The following is a 17,076-nucleotide window of genomic DNA, read 5'->3' as shown; positions in this document are numbered from 1 at the left end:
AGGTACAGCGATGCCGAACCTTTGTATATCGAAGCTTTGTCCATGAAAAAACGACTGCTGGGGGATGAACACCCTTCAGTGGCAGATAGCCTGAATAATTTGGCAACACTCTACAATTCACAGGGAAGGTACAGCGATGCCGAACCTTTGTATATCGAAGCTTTGTCCATGAAAAAACGACTGCTGGGGGATGAACACCCTTCAGTGGCAGATAGCCTGAACAATTTGGCAGCACTCTACAATTCACAGGGAAGGTACAGCGATGCCGAACCTTTGTATATCGAAGCTTTATCCATGAAAAAACGACTGCTGGGGGATGAACACCCTTCAGTGGCAGATCACCTGAACAATTTGGCATTCCTCTACTATTCACAGGGAAGGTACAGCGATGCCGAACCTTTGTTAATTGAAGCTTTGTCCATGAAAAAACGCTTACTGGGGGATGAACACCCTTCAGTGGCAGATCACCTGAACAATTTGGCATTCCTCTACTATTCACAGGGAAGGTACAGCGATGTCGAACCTTTGTTAATTGAAGCTTTGGCGATCGCTGAACAAAGGTTGGGGGCAAATCATCCCAATACAATAACCACTCGTGAAAATCTGGAAAACTTGCGGCGGAATCGTCAACCTTGATTCAGGAGAATGGTTGCTTTTGTATCCCGTTGGTTTGAGTAATTTAGGTAATCTGCATCGGCTGCATTACCCGCCTGGGATTCAAATCCCGGTCTAATAAGTAGGCAAGATAATTAATTACACAATGTCATTGCAAATGCAGCAAAGCAAAATAATGCGATCGCAACGCCTAAAACTACTTCTCTACGATATGCTCTGCCAAGGGTGCGATCGCAATAACTGTAAATATTTTTGTTTATCTACTTAATGAGCCTCTGAACTCCGTCAACGAGTATTTTATCTCCGTTAACAAGTATTTTAGCTCCGTTAACAAGTATTTTATCTCCGTTGACGAGTATTTTAGCTCCGTCAACGAGTATTTTAGCTCCGTTCACGAGGCTTTTATCTCCGTCAACGAGTATTTTATCTCCGTCAACGAGTATTTTAGCTCCGTTGACGAGTATTTTAGCTCCGTTCACGAGGCTTTTATCTCCGTTGACGAGTATTTTAGCTCCGTTCACGAGTCTCTGAACTCTTCTCCATTATCCATCTACAGCAATTCCAGATCCTCGATTTCTTTGAAAAATCAGGCATCTAACTGCAAGTAGTTTTGACTCTACTTTGTAAGACATTAAGTAGGTAGACACAATTATTTAGAAGACGCATTTCGACTTCGCTCAATGCTCAGTAGCCTGATTAAAAGAGGGTTGAGCGCAGTCGAAACCCGGCAATCTTAAGTTAGGTTTCATTTAGTCCTTCTACTTATCAAATTCAGAATAAAATAGTAAATATATCTTTGTTATTTATAATTAAAAGTAGATACTTCTCATGAATTATAGAGATAGCGATCGTGGTTAATTGCACCATCTTTTACATCACATTCCACAGGATTTGAATCTAAATCCCAAATAGAAGATGTTTGTTTGATGCTAGTAATAATAATCTTCCCATTTTCTTGAATAATCTCAAATTCTTGATTTTCTCCTAATAGTTCTTTAGGAATTAATAAGCCTTTTTCTGTTGCTGTTAATTTCATGTTTAATTACCTCGATTGATTTTGTATAGCAAAAGCCTTGGTGATTAGGACATCAACAGATGATAAAACTTACACACAAAAAGACTTTTCACCCAGTCCCCAGTCCCTTGCTATAATATCAAATCCCCGACTTCTTCAAGAAATCGGGGATCTGAATCTAGCTGAAGTACGTAACCGCACTATCCAGGTTTTCGGTGCGTTAGCCTACGGCATAACACACCCGACGAAACTACGAGGCTACCAGCTACCTACAGGTTCAGCGATCGCAGAAAACATTGAAGGATCGATTGAAATTCCCAATCCCTCAGCTACACGACGACCATAAGAAATATCTGCCCGGAAGAAGTGGCAAAGTTGGCGCATTTGGATGTCCTGTCTCGCTTGAGAGAGACTGCCAACGATATTATCAGCAAGACGCTCTTGCTGCTCAGGAGTCATTAACCGATACAGATTACCTGCTTGGGTGTAATCGTCGTTTCCTTCACGATGACTGTAACGATCGACTGTGACATCGCCCAAATGAGTAGGTGGTTCTGCATAAGCTGGATTTTCTTTGGGCGTACCCTCAGCACTATTCGGTTCATAGTTAGGAGCGCTACCGTGGTTGTTCCCCGGCGCCATAAAGCCATCTCGCTGATAATGCATCACTGGACATTTGGGCTGGTTGACAGGTAGTTGTTGATAGTTAGCACCCAAGCGATACCGTTGAGCATCTGGGTAAGAAAAGATGCGAGCTTGCAGCATTTTGTCTGGAGAGAAACTAACGCCAGGAACCACTGCACTAGGGCTAAAAGCGGCTTGCTCTACTTCGGCGAAATAATTCTCAGGGTTCCGATTTAGCTCTAATATCCCGACTTCGATTAAAGGATAATCTGAGTGCTTCCAAACTTTGGTCAAGTCAAAGGGATTATCTGGATGTTTGGCTGCTTGCTCCTCAGTCATTACCTGAATAGACATCCGCCACTTAGGATAATCTCCTTGAGCGATCGCTTCAAACAGATCGTGAGTTGCATGATCTGGATCTTCGCCCTTAATCTTAGCCGATTCTTCCTCTGTCAAGGTTTGATGCCCTTGCAGAGTCTTAAAGTGAAATTTGCACCAAACGCGATCGCCTTCAGCGTTAATCAAACTGAAGGTGTGGCTACCAAAACCATCCATGTGTCGAAAGGTTTTCGGTATTCCCCTGTCTGAAAACAGAATCGTCACCTGATGAAGCGATTCTGGACTGAGTGACCAAAAATCCCACCTTGCATTATGGTCTTTGCAATTGGTTTGGGGATTGCGCTTTTGGGTATGGATAAAATCAGGAAACTTGAGCGGGTCGCGGATGAAGAAAATAGGGGTATTGTTACCTGTAATATCCCAGTTGCCCTCTTCAGTGTAGAACTTGATGGCAAAGCCTCTAGGGTCGCGCTCGGCATCTGCTGAACCTTTTTCTCCTCCAACGGTAGAAAAGCGCAGGAGAAGTTCTGTTTTCTTGCCAATTTCAGAAAAAAGTTTGGCTTTACTGTAGCGGGTGATGTCATTGGTGACAGTAAAAGTACCGTGAGCAGCCGCACCTTTAGCGTGGACAACTCTTTCAGGAATACGTTCTCTGTTGAAATGAGCCAGCTTTTCTAAGAGGTGAAAATCCTGTATTAATAAAGGCCCGCGCGATCCAGCCGTGAGCGAGTTCTGATTATCAGCAACAGGAATACCGTCAGCAGTTGTCAATTTTTGGGGTTCAGTCATGGGTTAAGAAGCTCTCCATTAAGTTACTCAGATTGCCCACAGTAGATTTTAATCAGTAGATAAACGGGTATCCACTGATAAAGCAAACTAATTCATAGTCATAACGAGTTTATATCTAAAGCATACTCAATATGATTATGAATTGCAATATTTTTTTTTGGGAGGATATAGAGGTAATATATTGCCTCTATACTGTCTTTCAGGTATCTAAATGTTTGAGAATCAACGAGCAAACATCTGTCGCCTCAATTTGATGTTCGTTAACTAGGTGAGTTTGATGGGTGATAAATAGAGGCCCTTCAGATGGAGAAGTGGTGATGTTACCGTGAGAACCACGCACTAGAGAAGCATCCAAAGGAATCACATCCATCAGGTAGCGAAAACCCAGTTGTTTCTTAAGTAACTTGAGAGCAATTTTTCCTTGAGGAAATTTTATTTGCGGATCGAGGAAAAGTTCTACAGGATCGTAACCAGGTTTGCGGTGGATATCTACAGTTCTAGCAAAATCAGGCGCTTTTGCATCATCGAGCCAATAATAATAGGTAAACCAAGCGTCAGATTGAGCGATGGCTACCAACTCTCCCGATCTAGGATGAGCGAGATGGTAGGCTTGTTTACCCTCTTCATCCAATACTTGCGCTACGCCTTCAGTCGCTTCTAGGAGCGATCGCACTTTCGGGATATACGCCGGATCGTTCACATATACATGAGCAATTTGATGATCGGCAACGGCAAAGGCAATGCTAGCACCAAAATCCAGCAGTTCTCGTCCTAATTCTTCTCGCACAGCAATTAAACCATTTTCCCGTAATACGCGGTTCAAATCCACCGCTTTAGAAACTGGCGTAATGCCATATTCAGAAAGAATAACTACCTGAGTATTACGTACTTGAAAATATTCAATTAAATCCCTACAAACAGCATCAATTTCTCGTAAATCTGCTTGAATCTGTGTTTGATTGTTACCAAATTTTTGCAGACAGTAATCTAAATGTGGTAGATAAACTAGTGATAATGTCGGGCTGTAACGTTCCTCAACCCATTTTGCGGAATTGGCAATCCATTGGCTAGAACTAATGGAAGTTTTTGGGCCCCAGAAATCGAATAGAGGGAAGTTTCCTAAATCAGATTGAATTTGCGATCGCACATCACTAGGATGGGTATAAATATCAGGTAATTTTCGCCCATCTGCGGGATACATTGGGCGCGGCGTAATCGCATAATCTGCTGTAGAGTACATATTGTACCACCAAAAAAGGTTGGCACAAGTGAAAGTTGGGTCAATTGATTTAGCTATTTCCCAAACTTTGGGAGCCTGTACGAGTTTATTAGATTGTCGCCAAAACTTCACTTCGCATTCATCGCGGAAGTACCAGCCATTAGCGACAATTCCATGTTCGTCAGGCAATTTTCCTGTTAAATAAGTAGCTTGAACTGAGCAAGTTACAGCAGGTAGCACTTTTTTGATAGGAACCACTTGCCCAATAGCCGCCCAAGAAGATAAAAACGGCGTATTTTCTCCTAGTAAGCTAGGCGTTAATCCCACGACATTTAGAACAACTGTTTTTTTCATAAATTTAGTTTCTTCTTAATTTGCGGCAAATTCTTTTAATACCCACTCATATTCACGCTGAATAGAAGTCAGCAAGTCTATCTTCATTTCTGATGGCAATACATCCCAAGTGTAAGTCTCAATTTCTAAATGAGAGCAAGCATCGTTTGTCTGAAGTAGATGCAAAACAGTAGCAATATCATCTTGGGTAGATTGCAAAATTTGATAATCATGAATAAAAATTGGGACATGAAAGTGAGTCCGCCATTCTTCAGCTAAAGATTGCTCTAAATTTGGTAATGCAGTTATTAAATCAGGATAGTGATGGAGTGTACCATCGCTGCAACGTTCGATTACCTGGTGAAGATAGGTAGATTCTGCAAAAGGACGTAAGCGTTCAACTATCAAACTCCGCTTCTCAACTTCAGCAGGTATTTTTACTTTAATTGCAGCACTGATTTGAATTTTTCCAATCTTAATTCCTGCCGATTGCAAACGCGTAAATACAGATTGTGGTTCCTCATATTCAACTGAAAAATGGCAGGTATCATAGCAAATACGAACGTGTTCTAGCAATTTAGTTTCTGCTAAGGTTTGTTCAATATTTAACTTTTCTGATAAATAATTACCACTAATGGGCAATAACCAATCTTGGTAGAAATCAATTACTTCTGAAGTATTTTCAACTAAACCATCAGGCTCAGGTTCTAAATCAATATGGAGGAGTTTTCCTGTTTTTTCATAAATGCGAATCATTTCTAAAACAACTGATGCTATGTTCAAACAACTCTGTTTCAGAACTGTCTCGAAAGTTGCTTGCTCTTTCACCCACCAAGGTTTATAAGATAATGGCAGTGTAGAAATTCCGCCATCTAGTCCTTCTGGTAATAAAGCAGCTAAAATGTGTGCCAAGTTTAATGTATAATTAACCCGTTCTTGTATAGACCAATCTGGTGCATAAACTTGGTCTTTTACTACCTGTCGATGGAATCCGCCATAAGGGAATCCGTTTAAGGTGAAAACATATAAATCTTCTTGAGTCAGCCACGCTTGAAATTTAGCTAAATTATTAGTTTCTAAAAGTTGTTTAGCGGCAACATCTGCTAATCTTAAGCCAATACCAAAAGGTTCTGTAGGCGATAAACGTGATTTGAGTTCGGGAATATACTTTTCTAAATTGGCGAAAACCTCTAGCCAACTTTCACCAGGATGAATATTGCTGCAATAAGTTAAGTGAAAATTAGTGTTGTTTGTAATTTTCATTTTTTCGCTCTATTCCTTATATATGTAATCTGTTTTCTTTGGCTTAAGCTTCACAAAATACTTGCTACATATTCATAGGTAGGGGCGCATAAATGTGCGCACCTACAGACGATTATTCGTATTACTGGGTGTACACATTCAAATTTAAGTAACAGCAAAGACTTTTGCTAACTTCATCGAAAATGGTAGCAAGATTAAAACTAATAAACCGTAATACAAACCAGCAAAACCAGATGCAACAGTTGCATCTAAGACGATCAGAGATAAAACGCCTATTTTCACAGCATTTCGGATATTTTCAGCTATCGGTTCCCGCGCAGCTTTGATAAAGTTAGGCAAGATTCTAATAGCTAATAAAATAGCGAATGGTAAGGCTGCGATCGCTGTATACTCTTTTAATAATCCTAAAGCTAAAATTGCTGTTAAAACTATTGCAATTAGCAGTAGTGCAACTACTCCCGTAATCTTCTTACCTCCGTGAACTTCACCCTGACTAATTGCGGTGATAGCAGCAATATAAAGAACAGGAATCAGCGCTAAATACCAACGTTCTCCAATGATTTCTGGTACAGCACTTACACCTAATAATAAGTTACTGCCACGGCACAAACCCATATTTAAAGGGCCGAAAAAAGGATGATGTTTAGCGAGTGAGTTATAGAGGAGGCATGAAAGAGTGATAAAAATAGCGATCGCAGCACTCAATAACGATACTTGAAAAGCAGCTATAATCCCGATTGCAAATAGTATACTTCCTAATAAGATAGCATTTTGACGAGATACACGACCACTGGGAATTGCTCTATTTGGTCGCTCTTTTGCATCTAATTCTGCATCAAAAACATCGTTAAAAACTATACCACCACCGTATAAACCAGTTGTAGCTAATAACAACCAAGCTAGTGGAATTAGTATAGCAAAACTTGCTTCACCATTAATTAATTTAGTAAAAATTATCCCAGAGCCAGAAGCAGCAAAACCAAGAAGAATATCTGCCCAAGCAGTAACAATATTTGCAGGACGCATCAATTCCAGATAACCCCGCCAGCCTTGAAAATTTAAGCTTGCAACATTCACTTATCTGCCTCCATGCTTAGTAACTTCTGAAAATAAACCGCATATTACAAATGAATTAGATATTTATGCAATTCCTCTTCCCCAGTACAGACGCGATTAATCACGTCTCTCCCCAATTTTCTATTCAATCAACACAAAATCTGAAACTGATTTGATTCCTGGTTCTTGTCCCCGTAGCACAGAATTACCACTGAACATTTGACGTTGATCGACAGATTGGGGATTGAGCCAATCTGAAGCTTTCATCTGCCCAGTTTGACTGTAAGCAGCTAAAGCATTTTCATAACAAACTGCTTGCACATGTTCTTCAGGAATGCCCCTATCTAACATCAACTGAGCCGTTTTAGGGACTGCTAACGGATCGCTAATACCCCAATCAGCACTACTATCTACAATGATGCGATTGCGTCCATATTTGCGGACAACTTCTACCATCCTGGCGTTACCCATCTTCGTCTGTGGGTAAATCGTGAAAGCCGCCCAAAAACCCCGTCCTAATACTTCTTCAACGGTTTCTTCGTTGTTGTGGTCAATAACTACTTGTGAGGGGTCTAAGCCATATTCAATACAGCGATCCATACTCCGACTAGCACCTGCCTTTTTATTACGGTGAGGAGTATGAATTAGTACCAAAGTATCGAGTTCTTTGGCTAATTCTAACTGTTGACAAAAGTACTTATCCTCTGCTTCTGTCATATCGTCATAGCCAATTTCACCAATAGCAACAACTCCTTCTTTACAGGCATAAAGTGGTAGCAATTCCATAACTTCAGCTGCTAGTGCTTCGTTATTAGCTTCTTTCGGATTTAGGCCAATTGTGCAGTAGTGTTGGATGCCAAACTGACTAGCACGAAACCGTTCCCAGCCCACAAGACTACTGAAATAGTCTTTAAATGAGCCAGCGTTGGTTCGGGGTTGTCCTAACCAAAAGGCTGGTTCAATAACGGCAACAATTCCATATTCCCGCATTACTAAGTAATCGTAAGTAGTACGGGAACACATGTGAATGTGAGGATCGATGAACATCATGGTTTTAATGATTGGGGATTGGGCATTGGGATTAGGGAAGAGGTGACAGGTGACAGGTGATAGGGAATAATCTGTACCCTTCTTCACTCCCTTCTATTTGTAAACAAAGAGGCGTTGGCGCGCAGCCCGCACTTCAACAAAGCTCAGTGACCACCGCAGGCATCGCGGCTAAAACTGCTCCAAGTCAGATTACCTTGTTGAATGGATGACTGTAAATCTGGGTAATGAGAAAGTAATGCTTGCGCTTGGGGTAAAGGAGACTCAGCACAAGCTAAGGCTGCTGCTTCTTGCTCGTGTATATCCCCATTAGCTAGCACTTTTTCCAAATCTGTGATGATGGCGCTATCGGCAAACCGTCCTACAGGTCGCCAAAGTTCTGGCGTAACTGTGCGTTTAGCTGCCCAACGTTCATGGGCATAGTCTGCCAACATCCTCGCCAATTCAGGGTTAGCACGCCGATCTAGACCCCAAATTAGATGTAACGGACTGCCGACAAACACAGCCTTCAGCACCATCTGATTCCAAGCAGCATTATCTAAGTAATTCGCTGGATAAGGGTTACGTAATGCTATGGCTTGAAATACATTACTCATATTGCTGCGAATTCCCTCAGCAGTACGATGGCGATGTGACTCTGGATGTGGTAGTAACGGCAAACTTTGATAAAGGACAACTAACTCCCCCATATCAGCAGTGGAGAAGACTCGATCGAGCGATCGCACATAGACCTCAGCATCATCGTGGGGCAAAGCTAAAAGCAAAAGTGTGCGACCTGCTTGATCTACACTCCAATTACCAGGATACCAGCCAGGAATCAGATCCTCTGCTGCTTCCAAGTCCTGGAATGTTAGTTGCAAATCCTGTTTACCTAGATAACGTGGCACAGCACTAAAAGCCGTAAAAAACACTTTTTCAGCAGCACCGCTAGCAATCTGTGCCTGCTTCTGTTCCAACCAAGTAATAGCTTTCTCTGAAAGAGACTTTAACAGCCAGTGATGCAGTAATTTGTTTACTTTACTCATGATAAATTCAGGATAAGTTGCCCAACTTTTTTGTGACAACCAAGTATAAAATATAGCACTAAACTTGATATTTTGGGTTTGAAGCAGTTAGATAATATCCTACTGGGATCATAACTTCACTGAATCTATAAAAATCTCCTGACTTTAAATAAGATACTGTAAAGATACCATTTTGATTAGATAAATCCTAAAATTATCTTACGGAAAAAATTAGAATTTTATGTAATAACGATCTTCATTACAAACCTCAAATATGAAATATAGGCAGCAATCAAAAACATACATTAATGAATGTTATTTTTAACTTTATCGCTAGGCAAATAAACTTAAAAACTATAATTAATTGAATAAATAGATTTATCTAGTAATTCATTTCGATTTGGAATTATTTAGTAAATTTATTATGCCTATTCTGAGGTAAGTTTAAATTGCAGTAGTATATCTATTTACAGCTACTTAAAAACAAGAATATTCAAATGATTATTCAACAAAAAAGCGCTCTGAATCTCCAACCAATTAACCAATGCGTCCGTGTTACCTTCAATTATGATGTTCACTTCACTAGAGGTCTGTTTCAGTTAGATAATCCTTTACTTGCACAAGCGATCGCCGCAGATGGGGAGACAACCCCAAAACAAGTGCTAGCAGTGGTAGATGGAGGATTTTTACAGTATCAAGATGGGCTATTAAAAAAATTATCAGCCTACGCCCAACATTATGAAGATGTACTAACATTGAGCGGTGAACCGATAATAGTTCCCGGTGGAGAAGCAGTCAAAAACGATTCTAGATTTATAGAGCAAATTCATCAGCGGATCAATGCAGCTGGATTATGCCGTCACTCCTACGTTTTAGCAATTGGAGGTGGAGCCGTCCTAGACATGGCAGGATATGCAGCAACAACAGCTCACCGAGGAATTCGCCTACTACGAGTACCGACAACAGTATTAGGGCAAAATGATTCGGGTGTAGGAGTAAAAAACGGAATCAATGCCTTCGGTAAGAAAAACTTTTTGGGTACATTCATGCCACCTTATGCTGTCTTGAATGACTTTGATTTTCTTACTAGCCTCGACGATCGAGATTGGCGATCGGGTATTGCAGAAGCGGTGAAAGTAGCGTTGATAAAAGATGCAGATTTCTTCGATTTCATTATGACTAATGCCGATAAATTAGCTAATCGAGACATGGACATAATGGAAAGGCTAATCTATCGTTGTTCTCAGTTGCACTTAGAGCATATTGCTGGAAGCGGCGATCCCTTTGAAATGGGTTCATCGCGTCCTTTAGACTTTGGACATTGGGCTGCTCACAAACTGGAGCATTTAACTAATTACAGCCTACGTCATGGTGAAGCTGTAGCGATCGGCATCGCTTTAGATACAACCTATTCATATTTAACAGGGCAACTCTTGCAATCAGAGTGGCAAAGGATTCTAACTACACTCAAAAAATTAGGCTTTACTTTGTACGTATCGGCATTGACAGAGCAATTAGATCAACTAGACCATCCGCATTGTCTATTTAGGGGGCTTACGGAATTCCGCGAACATTTGGGAGGAAAATTGACAATTACCCTTCTGCAAGGAATTGGAGAGGGAATAGAAGTTAACCAGGCGGATTTATCTTTGTATAGAGATGCTATTTTGATGCTGCAAGATTGGGAACTTTTGCATTAGATATCTTGCAAAAGTCCCTAACACCCCACCCCCAACCCCTCCCTGATGCTTTGGGGAGGGGAGCGTTTGCTTTATTCAAATGCGGGGTGGGGTTCTTTATTTTTGTGACTTGTCAGGTGCTTATTCTCGGAGGATAAATATACAGCATCGGTTGGTATATGAGGTCATCGAATCCGAGCAAGTAGTCAAGATAATTCGGATGTGGATGCATTACGAGTAAGTTATCTCCTCAGCCCTCCTTGGTGTTCACAATGAAAACCTCGATGCTCCCAAGCTTGCATATCTACATCAGTAAGTCTTGTCACATTTGAGCATTGGGGTTGAATAATTTGACTTAAAACCGCCCAAAATATGCTGCGTGTTACATCTAATCCAGTTTTAGCCCAAGATTCCCGATTACCAGGAATACCCAATTCTTGAACAATTTCTGGCTCTACCCAAATACCATGAGCGCCCAAAAGAATTTGTGCCATCCATTTAGCTCTGGGTAAATGACTTGGCGAGGTAATTAACATGACTTTATGCACTCCCCAACGGCGCAGAATTGGAATACTATAATAAAAATTTTCAAAGGTAGAATTCGCGCAGTTTTCTAACCAAACGTTTTGTAACTCTGCTAATTCTGCCTGAAAAATTAACAATATACAGGGATCTGGGGAACCATGAGAAATTAAAATTGGGGTTTGCGGATATTGTTTTGCTTGTTGGGCAACATAAGTTTCTCGACGAATACTGCCACCTAGTACAAAGAAGGCATCTACTGGCTGCGAAGAAGCAAAAACTAAGGTTATAGTAGTAAAAATCAGCCAAACACCTAGGACAACATACAATACACTAATTAGTTTTTGTAACAATTGCCACAGATGAGGAGATTTTCTTTTAATAGAAATTAATGATTTGATCGTAAATTTGCGTTTCATGACTTAAGTAAGAAAAGCTGATTTTACTGCTGTCTAACAATACTGCAATTCAGTCAGCAAAGTGCTATCTTATAAAAGTAATCTAGAATGCAAACATGACGCAAATTAAAGTGTCACACGCTAAGTATAGCCTTCCGGAGAAGACTAACAAACTGAGAAATCATTGTTAATAACTAATGCGGCATTTTTGGCATCATTAGAAGGATAAAAATGATGAAGAAGCATAGTTGATTCTAGGGTATAAAAACTTAAAAATTTCTGGAAAGCCTGATTGCTAAACTGTCAACAACACAATTATTCCAGCTAAGTATACATGAACCAATCTGCGAAAAGTTACTCACCGCTCCAAGTAGCCTTGATTGGTGGAGCGATCGCCACAACTGCTACCATGTCCGTGTTCGGCCCCGCTTGGACTCGTGGTGTCCGTGCTGCTCTAGCCCTACAAGACAGCCCAAAAGTGATAGTTGACCAAGTTTGGCAACTGGTAAATCATGAATATGTTGATGGTAAATTTAATCAACAAGATTGGCAAGCAACCAGGCAAAGTCTGTTGAGCAAAGACTACTCTTCTCGCGAAGAAGCATACACTGCCATCCGCGAAGCTTTACAAAAGTTGGGAGATCCTTACACTCGGTTCATGGACCCCCAACAGTTTGAAGCTCTGACTAGCCAAACATCTGGAGAAGTCTCTGGTATTGGTGTTCGGATGGAAGTGAACGAAAAAACTCAGCGGCTCACCGTTGTCGAAGCCATAGAAAATTCTCCGGCGCTGAAAGCTGGGATCAAAGCAGGTGATGAAATTTTGGCAATTGACGGCAAATCCACTCTCAAAATGAAAGTGGATGATGCTTCTAAGCTAATACGTGGCAAAGCGGGTACTCCCATCAAGATACGGGTGGGACGCGCAGGCCAAAATGCCTTTGATTTAAAGCTGACAAGGGCAAGTATTGAAGTCCCAACAGTACGCTATACCCTCAGACAAGAAGGGAACCGCCGCGTTGGCTATATCCGTTTGCGAGAATTTAGTGCCCACGCCGCAGACCAAATGCAACGAGCCATCCGCGATTTGAACACTAAGAAAGTTGATTCTTATGTCTTAGATTTGCGAGGAAATCCTGGCGGTTTATTGCAGGCGAGTATTGAAATTGCTCGGATGTGGTATGACAACGGCGGAATTGTCAAGACAATAGACCGTGTGGGCAGCAGTGAGGAAACTAAAGCCAATCGTACTGCTTTAACAAATCGTCCTTTGGCAGTCTTAGTGGATGGTAATTCAGCTAGTGCTAGTGAAATCCTTACAGGGGCGCTCAAGGATAACAAGCGGGCGGTAGTCGTGGGTGGTCAAACCTTTGGCAAAGCCTTAGTCCAGTCAGTTCATGAACTCGCAGATGGTTCCGGCTTGGCTGTCACCATTGCCCATTACTACACCCCGGCGGGAACGGATATTAACCACAAAGGAATTACACCAGATATCAAGCTAGACTTGACAGAGGCACAAGAGCGTCAATTGGCTTCTAATCCAAATTTAATCGGAACTAAGAGCGATCCCCAATATGCTCGAGCGATCGCAATTCTATCAAATAACAACTTTGCCCAGCCGCCAGCAAATCAACCGACTCGACCGATGAGCCGCGCCGATAACCTGAAATTTTAGATTGACGCGAATGATTTGTTACCAGGTGTTTATATAGTAGTATTCCCAAATCCAGATTTTTGGAGTTATGAAAACTGCTTGATATGCCGTTCCAGGATTTTGGTTTGGGAATACTAGCTACTAATCCCGTCTCCAAAATTTTAGATTTATGAATCATCAGCCAGTTGATGCAACCACCACCACCAGCTTTTTACCAATGGTGTCGGTGGTTATTCCTATTTATAACGGTGAGGCGGATTTTCCAGAGTTAATCAATTGTCTGTTGTCTCAAACTTACCCAAAAGACCGGGTAGAATACTTGTTGGTGGACAATAACAGTAGCGATCGCACTCTCACCATCCTGAAAACATCTGCCGAAAATTGCCCAATTACAATTCGCCCTTTGAGTGAAACCCAAATTCAAAGCTCTTACGCTGCTCGTAATACTGGGATTCGCGCCGCTACAGGTGAAATTATCGTTTTTACCGATGCAGATTGTCGCCCACAACCGCAATGGTTAGATGCATTAATCCAGCATTATGTCAACAAAGAAGTGGTAATTGTTGCTGGTGAAATTTTGGCACTACCAGGCACAACTCTGCTAGAACAACACGCAGACCGTCAAGAAACTTTATCGCAAAAGTATACCCTTAACCATTCCTTTCGTCCCTATGGTCAAACAGCTAATCTGGCGATTCGACGCATTGCCTTAGAAAAAGTGGGTTTATTTCGTCCCTATCTGACTACTGGTGGCGATGCCGATATTTGTTGGCGAATTTTGGGGGAAAATATCGGGCGTTTGGAATTTGCCCCAAATGCGATCGTTCAGCACCGCCACCGTGCTACACTTCAAGAACTACAAAGTCAATGGCGGCGTTATGGACGTTCAAATCGCTATCTGCACGAACTGTACGGTGTAGATTTAATGCGAGAGATGACACCCAAAGAATATGGCTATCGTTTGGCACGTTGGTTCTTGAAGGAAGTACCAAGAGATATTAAAAAGGCGATTGCTGGTCAAGCCACCCTTGTAGATTTATTAAATACTCCCATTGGTTTGTTCACTGCTAGGGCGCGTACTGCTGGACAAAGAGACGCCAAGCTACCAGAGAATGCCAAGATAATTGCTCGACTGTAACAATACCAGTAGTCTGTCAAGCAGGGTTTGCTGGGTGAGGATGGGGAATAGGAAGTAAGGAAAGGTTTTTTCGGCATTGGGCGTTGCTGATTAGATGTATAAATCTTGGTGTAGAGATGTTGCAATTGCTAGTCTCTACAAAGGTTTTGAAATTACGCAAAATCATTTTCATACCTGAATTTCGCAACACTTAAGAAAAAAAAACGCTCTTGTTAGCCCAAAAGCATCACCTGAAAACCTTATTCTTTCGTTTACATCACTATAATAAATATATCTAAAAATAGGTACAGCAAATAGACTGTTATTAATAAATTTTTAAAGCTTTGGGGGCGGTAGAAGTGAATTCAAGTTGTTCAATCCCTGTCAACTTTCGCTAAATGGTAAAAATTATTAAAGAATTCCTTGTAAATCCAAAACAAAACCTGGCAGTACCTGCTCCCCTGATAACTGATTTGGTGAAAGTAGCACTTCCTTTTCTTTTCCTTGGCGATAAATTTCTACCTGCTTTCCTTTAGGGTCAATCAGCCAGCCCAAGCGCGTACCATTCTCCATATACTCTTGCATTTTGTCTTGGAGGGACTTGAGCGTATCAGATTCAGAGCGCAGCTCTACTACGAAGTCAGGACAGATGGGTGAAAAAGTTCTTCGTTGTTCAGGAGCCAGTGCTTCCCACCTCTCTAAATAAACCCAAGCCGCATCAGGCGAACGTAAAGCTCCATTGGGAAGCTGAAACATCGTTGAAGAGTCAAAAGCTTCTCCAGTCCCGTCTTCATCTGTCCAAGTTCCCAAGCGTTGAGTTAGTCTGCGGTTTCGACTACCAGTTTCTCCACCAGTTGGTGCCATTACAACTAATTCTCCTAATGCAGTGCGCTCTAGTTTAGCATCAGGGTTGACTTGACATAGCTGATAAAACTGCTCAGAAGTGAGATTGATTAATGGTTCTAAGTTCAGAGTAATAGCATTCATCTTGCAGTTTCTCCTGTCTTGATTATCACTATTATGGTTAACCTGCTACCAGATTGGAGTCCAACCTTCCCTAAGTGCGGCTGCAAAGTATCTGTGAGCATGGGTTTTACTTTCAAAACCATACTTTGCACGTTGCAGCGTTCGGATGATGGCATCCTCTAAACAAATGGTATACTTGATTGCTTTTATCAACTCCCAGTCAAAGAGATTAATTCCCAGTTGCTCTAATTGCTCATCATACTTTGCTAGGATTTCGGACTGTATTTCATCCCACAGTTCACTCTGAGGTGGTTCTTTTCTAGAAATCTCCCCTAAATATTCTTTGGCTATTCGGCTATCTCTGGCAATTTCTTCTAGTGACCATACCATAGTGTTTTTGTGGAAAAAGTTACAATTAGTGTACCTTTATATATTAATACTTATAAACAGGGCAATATCTTCTTCATCTTCCCTTCTATCCTTTTGTTCAATGCCTGTCAACTTTCGCTAAATTGGAAAAAGGAAAACTCAAGGGAATTTTAAATGTCAGCACAATTGTTACTGGTGGATGATGAACCAGGGATACGGGAAGCCGTGAAAGACTATTTGCAAGAGAGCGGTTTCAGCGTTCAAGTCGCCAGTAACGCCCTTGAAGGTTGGGAATGGATGCAACTGAATACACCTGACTTAGTGATTTCCGATGTGATGATGCCTCAAGTGGATGGCTATCAGTTCCTGAAGCAACTACGAGAAGACCCCCGGTTCCAAGCACTACCGGTAGTATTTTTAACTGCTAAAGGGATGACAGGCGATCGCATTCAAGGCTATCACGCTGGTGTTGATGCCTATCTACCCAAACCCTTTGATCCAGACGAGTTAGTGGCTATAGTCGAAAATTTGCTAGCCCGTCGCGCCGCTAAAGCTGCGAGTACGGGAGATGACGCTGAAACCCCTGATCTTGCTGAACTAGCCAATCAGATTGCCCAAATTAAAGCATTGTTAACTCAAAGAAATGCTATTTCCCAATCGCCAGCCCCTTTTAAAATTGATTTGACTCCCAGAGAACAAAGTGTTTTAAATTTGGTCGCGGAAGGGTTGATGAACAAAGAAATCGCCCGTCGTTTAGAAACCAGCGTCCGCAATGTAGAAAAATACGTCAGCCGTTTATTTAGTAAAACCGGCACCAATAGCCGTACAGAGTTAGTTCGTTTTGCTCTGGAACATGGTCTTGCTAAATAAGGGTTGGGCATTGGGCATTGGGCATTAGGCATTGGGCATTGGGCATTAGCTATTAATTCTTCTCCCCCTGCTTCCCCATCTCCCTCATCTCCCTCATCTCTCCCTACTTCCCTACTCCTGGATAATCGGTAATAGGTAACTGGCTGCTAAACCATGACCTATTACCAGTAATAGATAAAACATAAGTATTTCAGCAA

Annotated in this window: 17 protein-coding genes; 6 read left to right on the top strand and 11 right to left on the bottom strand. The window is 41.6% G+C overall.

Annotated features, from left to right (window positions below; genetic code table 11):
- Positions 1 to 636, top strand: a 636-nt coding sequence (locus V7K60_RS06810) for a tetratricopeptide repeat-containing protein (RefSeq protein WP_334924033.1), incomplete at its 5' end; no start/stop codon positions are given.
- A 239-nt stretch (positions 637 to 875) separates the two neighbouring features.
- Here V7K60_RS06810 and V7K60_RS06805 read toward each other — a convergent pair.
- The 8 genes from V7K60_RS06805 to V7K60_RS06770 all read right to left on the bottom strand — a co-directional run bounded on the left by V7K60_RS06805 (position 876) and on the right by V7K60_RS06770 (position 9,325).
- A complete protein-coding gene (locus tag V7K60_RS06805; protein ID WP_334924031.1) occupies positions 876 to 1,136 on the bottom strand; it encodes a hypothetical protein in 261 nt (86 codons plus the stop codon).
- A 305-nt stretch (positions 1,137 to 1,441) separates the two neighbouring features.
- A complete protein-coding gene (locus V7K60_RS06800) occupies positions 1,442 to 1,651 on the bottom strand; it encodes a hypothetical protein (protein WP_334924029.1) in 210 nt (69 codons plus the stop codon).
- A gap of 237 nt (positions 1,652 to 1,888) precedes the next feature.
- On the bottom strand, positions 1,889 to 3,382 hold the full coding sequence (locus tag V7K60_RS06795; protein WP_334924027.1) for a catalase: 1,494 nt from the start codon (positions 3,380 to 3,382) through the stop codon (positions 1,889 to 1,891).
- A 199-nt stretch (positions 3,383 to 3,581) separates the two neighbouring features.
- Positions 3,582 to 4,955 carry an alkaline phosphatase family protein gene (locus V7K60_RS06790; protein WP_334924025.1) on the bottom strand — a complete coding sequence of 458 codons (1,374 nt, stop codon included), beginning with the start codon at positions 4,953 to 4,955 and terminating at the stop codon, positions 3,582 to 3,584.
- A 15-nt stretch (positions 4,956 to 4,970) separates the two neighbouring features.
- A complete protein-coding gene (eboE, locus tag V7K60_RS06785; protein WP_334924023.1) occupies positions 4,971 to 6,197 on the bottom strand; it encodes a metabolite traffic protein EboE in 1,227 nt (408 codons plus the stop codon).
- Between the two features lie 144 nt (positions 6,198 to 6,341).
- Positions 6,342 to 7,274 (bottom strand): UbiA-like protein EboC, encoded by a 933-nt coding sequence (gene eboC, locus V7K60_RS06780; protein ID WP_334924022.1) that lies wholly within the window; start codon positions 7,272 to 7,274, stop codon positions 6,342 to 6,344.
- Positions 7,275 to 7,394: 120 nt separating this feature from the next.
- Positions 7,395 to 8,390: a TatD family hydrolase gene (locus tag V7K60_RS06775; RefSeq protein WP_334924020.1), complete on the bottom strand. Its 996-nt coding sequence runs from the start codon at positions 8,388 to 8,390 to the stop codon at positions 7,395 to 7,397.
- Between the two features lie 56 nt (positions 8,391 to 8,446).
- Positions 8,447 to 9,325 carry an EboA family metabolite traffic protein gene (locus V7K60_RS06770; protein ID WP_334924018.1) on the bottom strand — a complete coding sequence of 293 codons (879 nt, stop codon included), beginning with the start codon at positions 9,323 to 9,325 and terminating at the stop codon, positions 8,447 to 8,449.
- Positions 9,326 to 9,801: 476 nt separating this feature from the next.
- On the opposite strand from V7K60_RS06770, the gene V7K60_RS06765 reads away from it, so the two are divergent.
- Positions 9,802 to 11,004, top strand: coding sequence for a 3-dehydroquinate synthase (locus V7K60_RS06765; RefSeq protein ID WP_334924016.1), 1,203 nt, complete (start codon positions 9,802 to 9,804; stop codon positions 11,002 to 11,004).
- Between the two features lie 79 nt (positions 11,005 to 11,083).
- A complete protein-coding gene (locus V7K60_RS06760) occupies positions 11,084 to 11,224 on the top strand; it encodes a type II toxin-antitoxin system YoeB family toxin (RefSeq protein ID WP_334924014.1) in 141 nt (46 codons plus the stop codon).
- 1 nt (position 11,225) lies between these two features.
- Here V7K60_RS06760 and V7K60_RS06755 read toward each other — a convergent pair whose 3' ends face one another.
- Positions 11,226 to 11,924: a YdcF family protein gene (locus V7K60_RS06755; protein WP_334924012.1), complete on the bottom strand. Its 699-nt coding sequence runs from the start codon at positions 11,922 to 11,924 to the stop codon at positions 11,226 to 11,228.
- A 313-nt stretch (positions 11,925 to 12,237) separates the two neighbouring features.
- Here V7K60_RS06755 and ctpB point away from each other — a divergent pair, with 313 nt between their 5' ends.
- Together ctpB and V7K60_RS06745 are read left to right on the top strand one after the other, a co-directional pair.
- Positions 12,238 to 13,578 (top strand): carboxyl-terminal processing protease CtpB, encoded by a 1,341-nt coding sequence (ctpB, locus tag V7K60_RS06750; protein ID WP_334924011.1) that lies wholly within the window; start codon positions 12,238 to 12,240, stop codon positions 13,576 to 13,578.
- 148 nt (positions 13,579 to 13,726) lie between these two features.
- The gene (locus V7K60_RS06745) at positions 13,727 to 14,695 is read left to right on the top strand and encodes a glycosyltransferase (RefSeq protein WP_334924010.1); all 969 of its coding nucleotides are present in this window, start codon (positions 13,727 to 13,729) and stop codon (positions 14,693 to 14,695) included.
- A 390-nt stretch (positions 14,696 to 15,085) separates the two neighbouring features.
- On the opposite strand, the gene V7K60_RS06740 is transcribed toward V7K60_RS06745, so the two are convergent.
- Entirely contained in the window at positions 15,086 to 15,661 is a 576-nt protein-coding gene (locus tag V7K60_RS06740; RefSeq protein WP_334924009.1) for a Uma2 family endonuclease, read from the bottom strand.
- A gap of 45 nt (positions 15,662 to 15,706) precedes the next feature.
- Positions 15,707 to 16,030 carry a hypothetical protein gene (locus tag V7K60_RS06735; protein ID WP_334924007.1) on the bottom strand — a complete coding sequence of 108 codons (324 nt, stop codon included), beginning with the start codon at positions 16,028 to 16,030 and terminating at the stop codon, positions 15,707 to 15,709.
- Positions 16,031 to 16,183: 153 nt separating this feature from the next.
- Between V7K60_RS06735 and V7K60_RS06730 the strand changes: the two genes are divergently transcribed.
- Complete coding sequence (locus V7K60_RS06730; RefSeq protein ID WP_251959533.1) at positions 16,184 to 16,879, top strand: response regulator transcription factor; 696 nt, start codon at positions 16,184 to 16,186, stop codon at positions 16,877 to 16,879.
- The last annotated feature ends 197 nt before the right edge of the window (positions 16,880 to 17,076 follow it).

Source organism: Nostoc sp. (assembly GCF_036917555.1).
GTDB lineage: Bacteria > Cyanobacteriota > Cyanobacteriia > Cyanobacteriales > Nostocaceae > Nostoc.
This window is presented reverse-complemented; position numbering and strand designations above follow the sequence as displayed.

Coding starts and splice junctions, on each gene's coding strand:
- V7K60_RS06735 (WP_334924007.1), bottom strand. CDS start 16,030: ATGGTATGGTCACTAGAAGAAATTGCCAGAGATAGCCGAATAGCCAAA.
- V7K60_RS06770 (WP_334924018.1), bottom strand. CDS start 9,325: ATGAGTAAAGTAAACAAATTACTGCATCACTGGCTGTTAAAGTCTCTT.
- V7K60_RS06795 (WP_334924027.1), bottom strand. CDS start 3,382: ATGACTGAACCCCAAAAATTGACAACTGCTGACGGTATTCCTGTTGCT.
- V7K60_RS06765 (WP_334924016.1), top strand. CDS start 9,802: ATGATTATTCAACAAAAAAGCGCTCTGAATCTCCAACCAATTAACCAA.
- V7K60_RS06740 (WP_334924009.1), bottom strand. CDS start 15,661: ATGAATGCTATTACTCTGAACTTAGAACCATTAATCAATCTCACTTCT.
- V7K60_RS06760 (WP_334924014.1), top strand. CDS start 11,084: ATGCGGGGTGGGGTTCTTTATTTTTGTGACTTGTCAGGTGCTTATTCT.
- ctpB (WP_334924011.1), top strand. CDS start 12,238: ATGAACCAATCTGCGAAAAGTTACTCACCGCTCCAAGTAGCCTTGATT.
- V7K60_RS06755 (WP_334924012.1), bottom strand. CDS start 11,924: ATGAAACGCAAATTTACGATCAAATCATTAATTTCTATTAAAAGAAAA.
- V7K60_RS06745 (WP_334924010.1), top strand. CDS start 13,727: ATGAATCATCAGCCAGTTGATGCAACCACCACCACCAGCTTTTTACCA.
- eboE (WP_334924023.1), bottom strand. CDS start 6,197: ATGAAAATTACAAACAACACTAATTTTCACTTAACTTATTGCAGCAAT.
- V7K60_RS06790 (WP_334924025.1), bottom strand. CDS start 4,955: ATGAAAAAAACAGTTGTTCTAAATGTCGTGGGATTAACGCCTAGCTTA.
- V7K60_RS06730 (WP_251959533.1), top strand. CDS start 16,184: ATGTCAGCACAATTGTTACTGGTGGATGATGAACCAGGGATACGGGAA.
- V7K60_RS06800 (WP_334924029.1), bottom strand. CDS start 1,651: ATGAAATTAACAGCAACAGAAAAAGGCTTATTAATTCCTAAAGAACTA.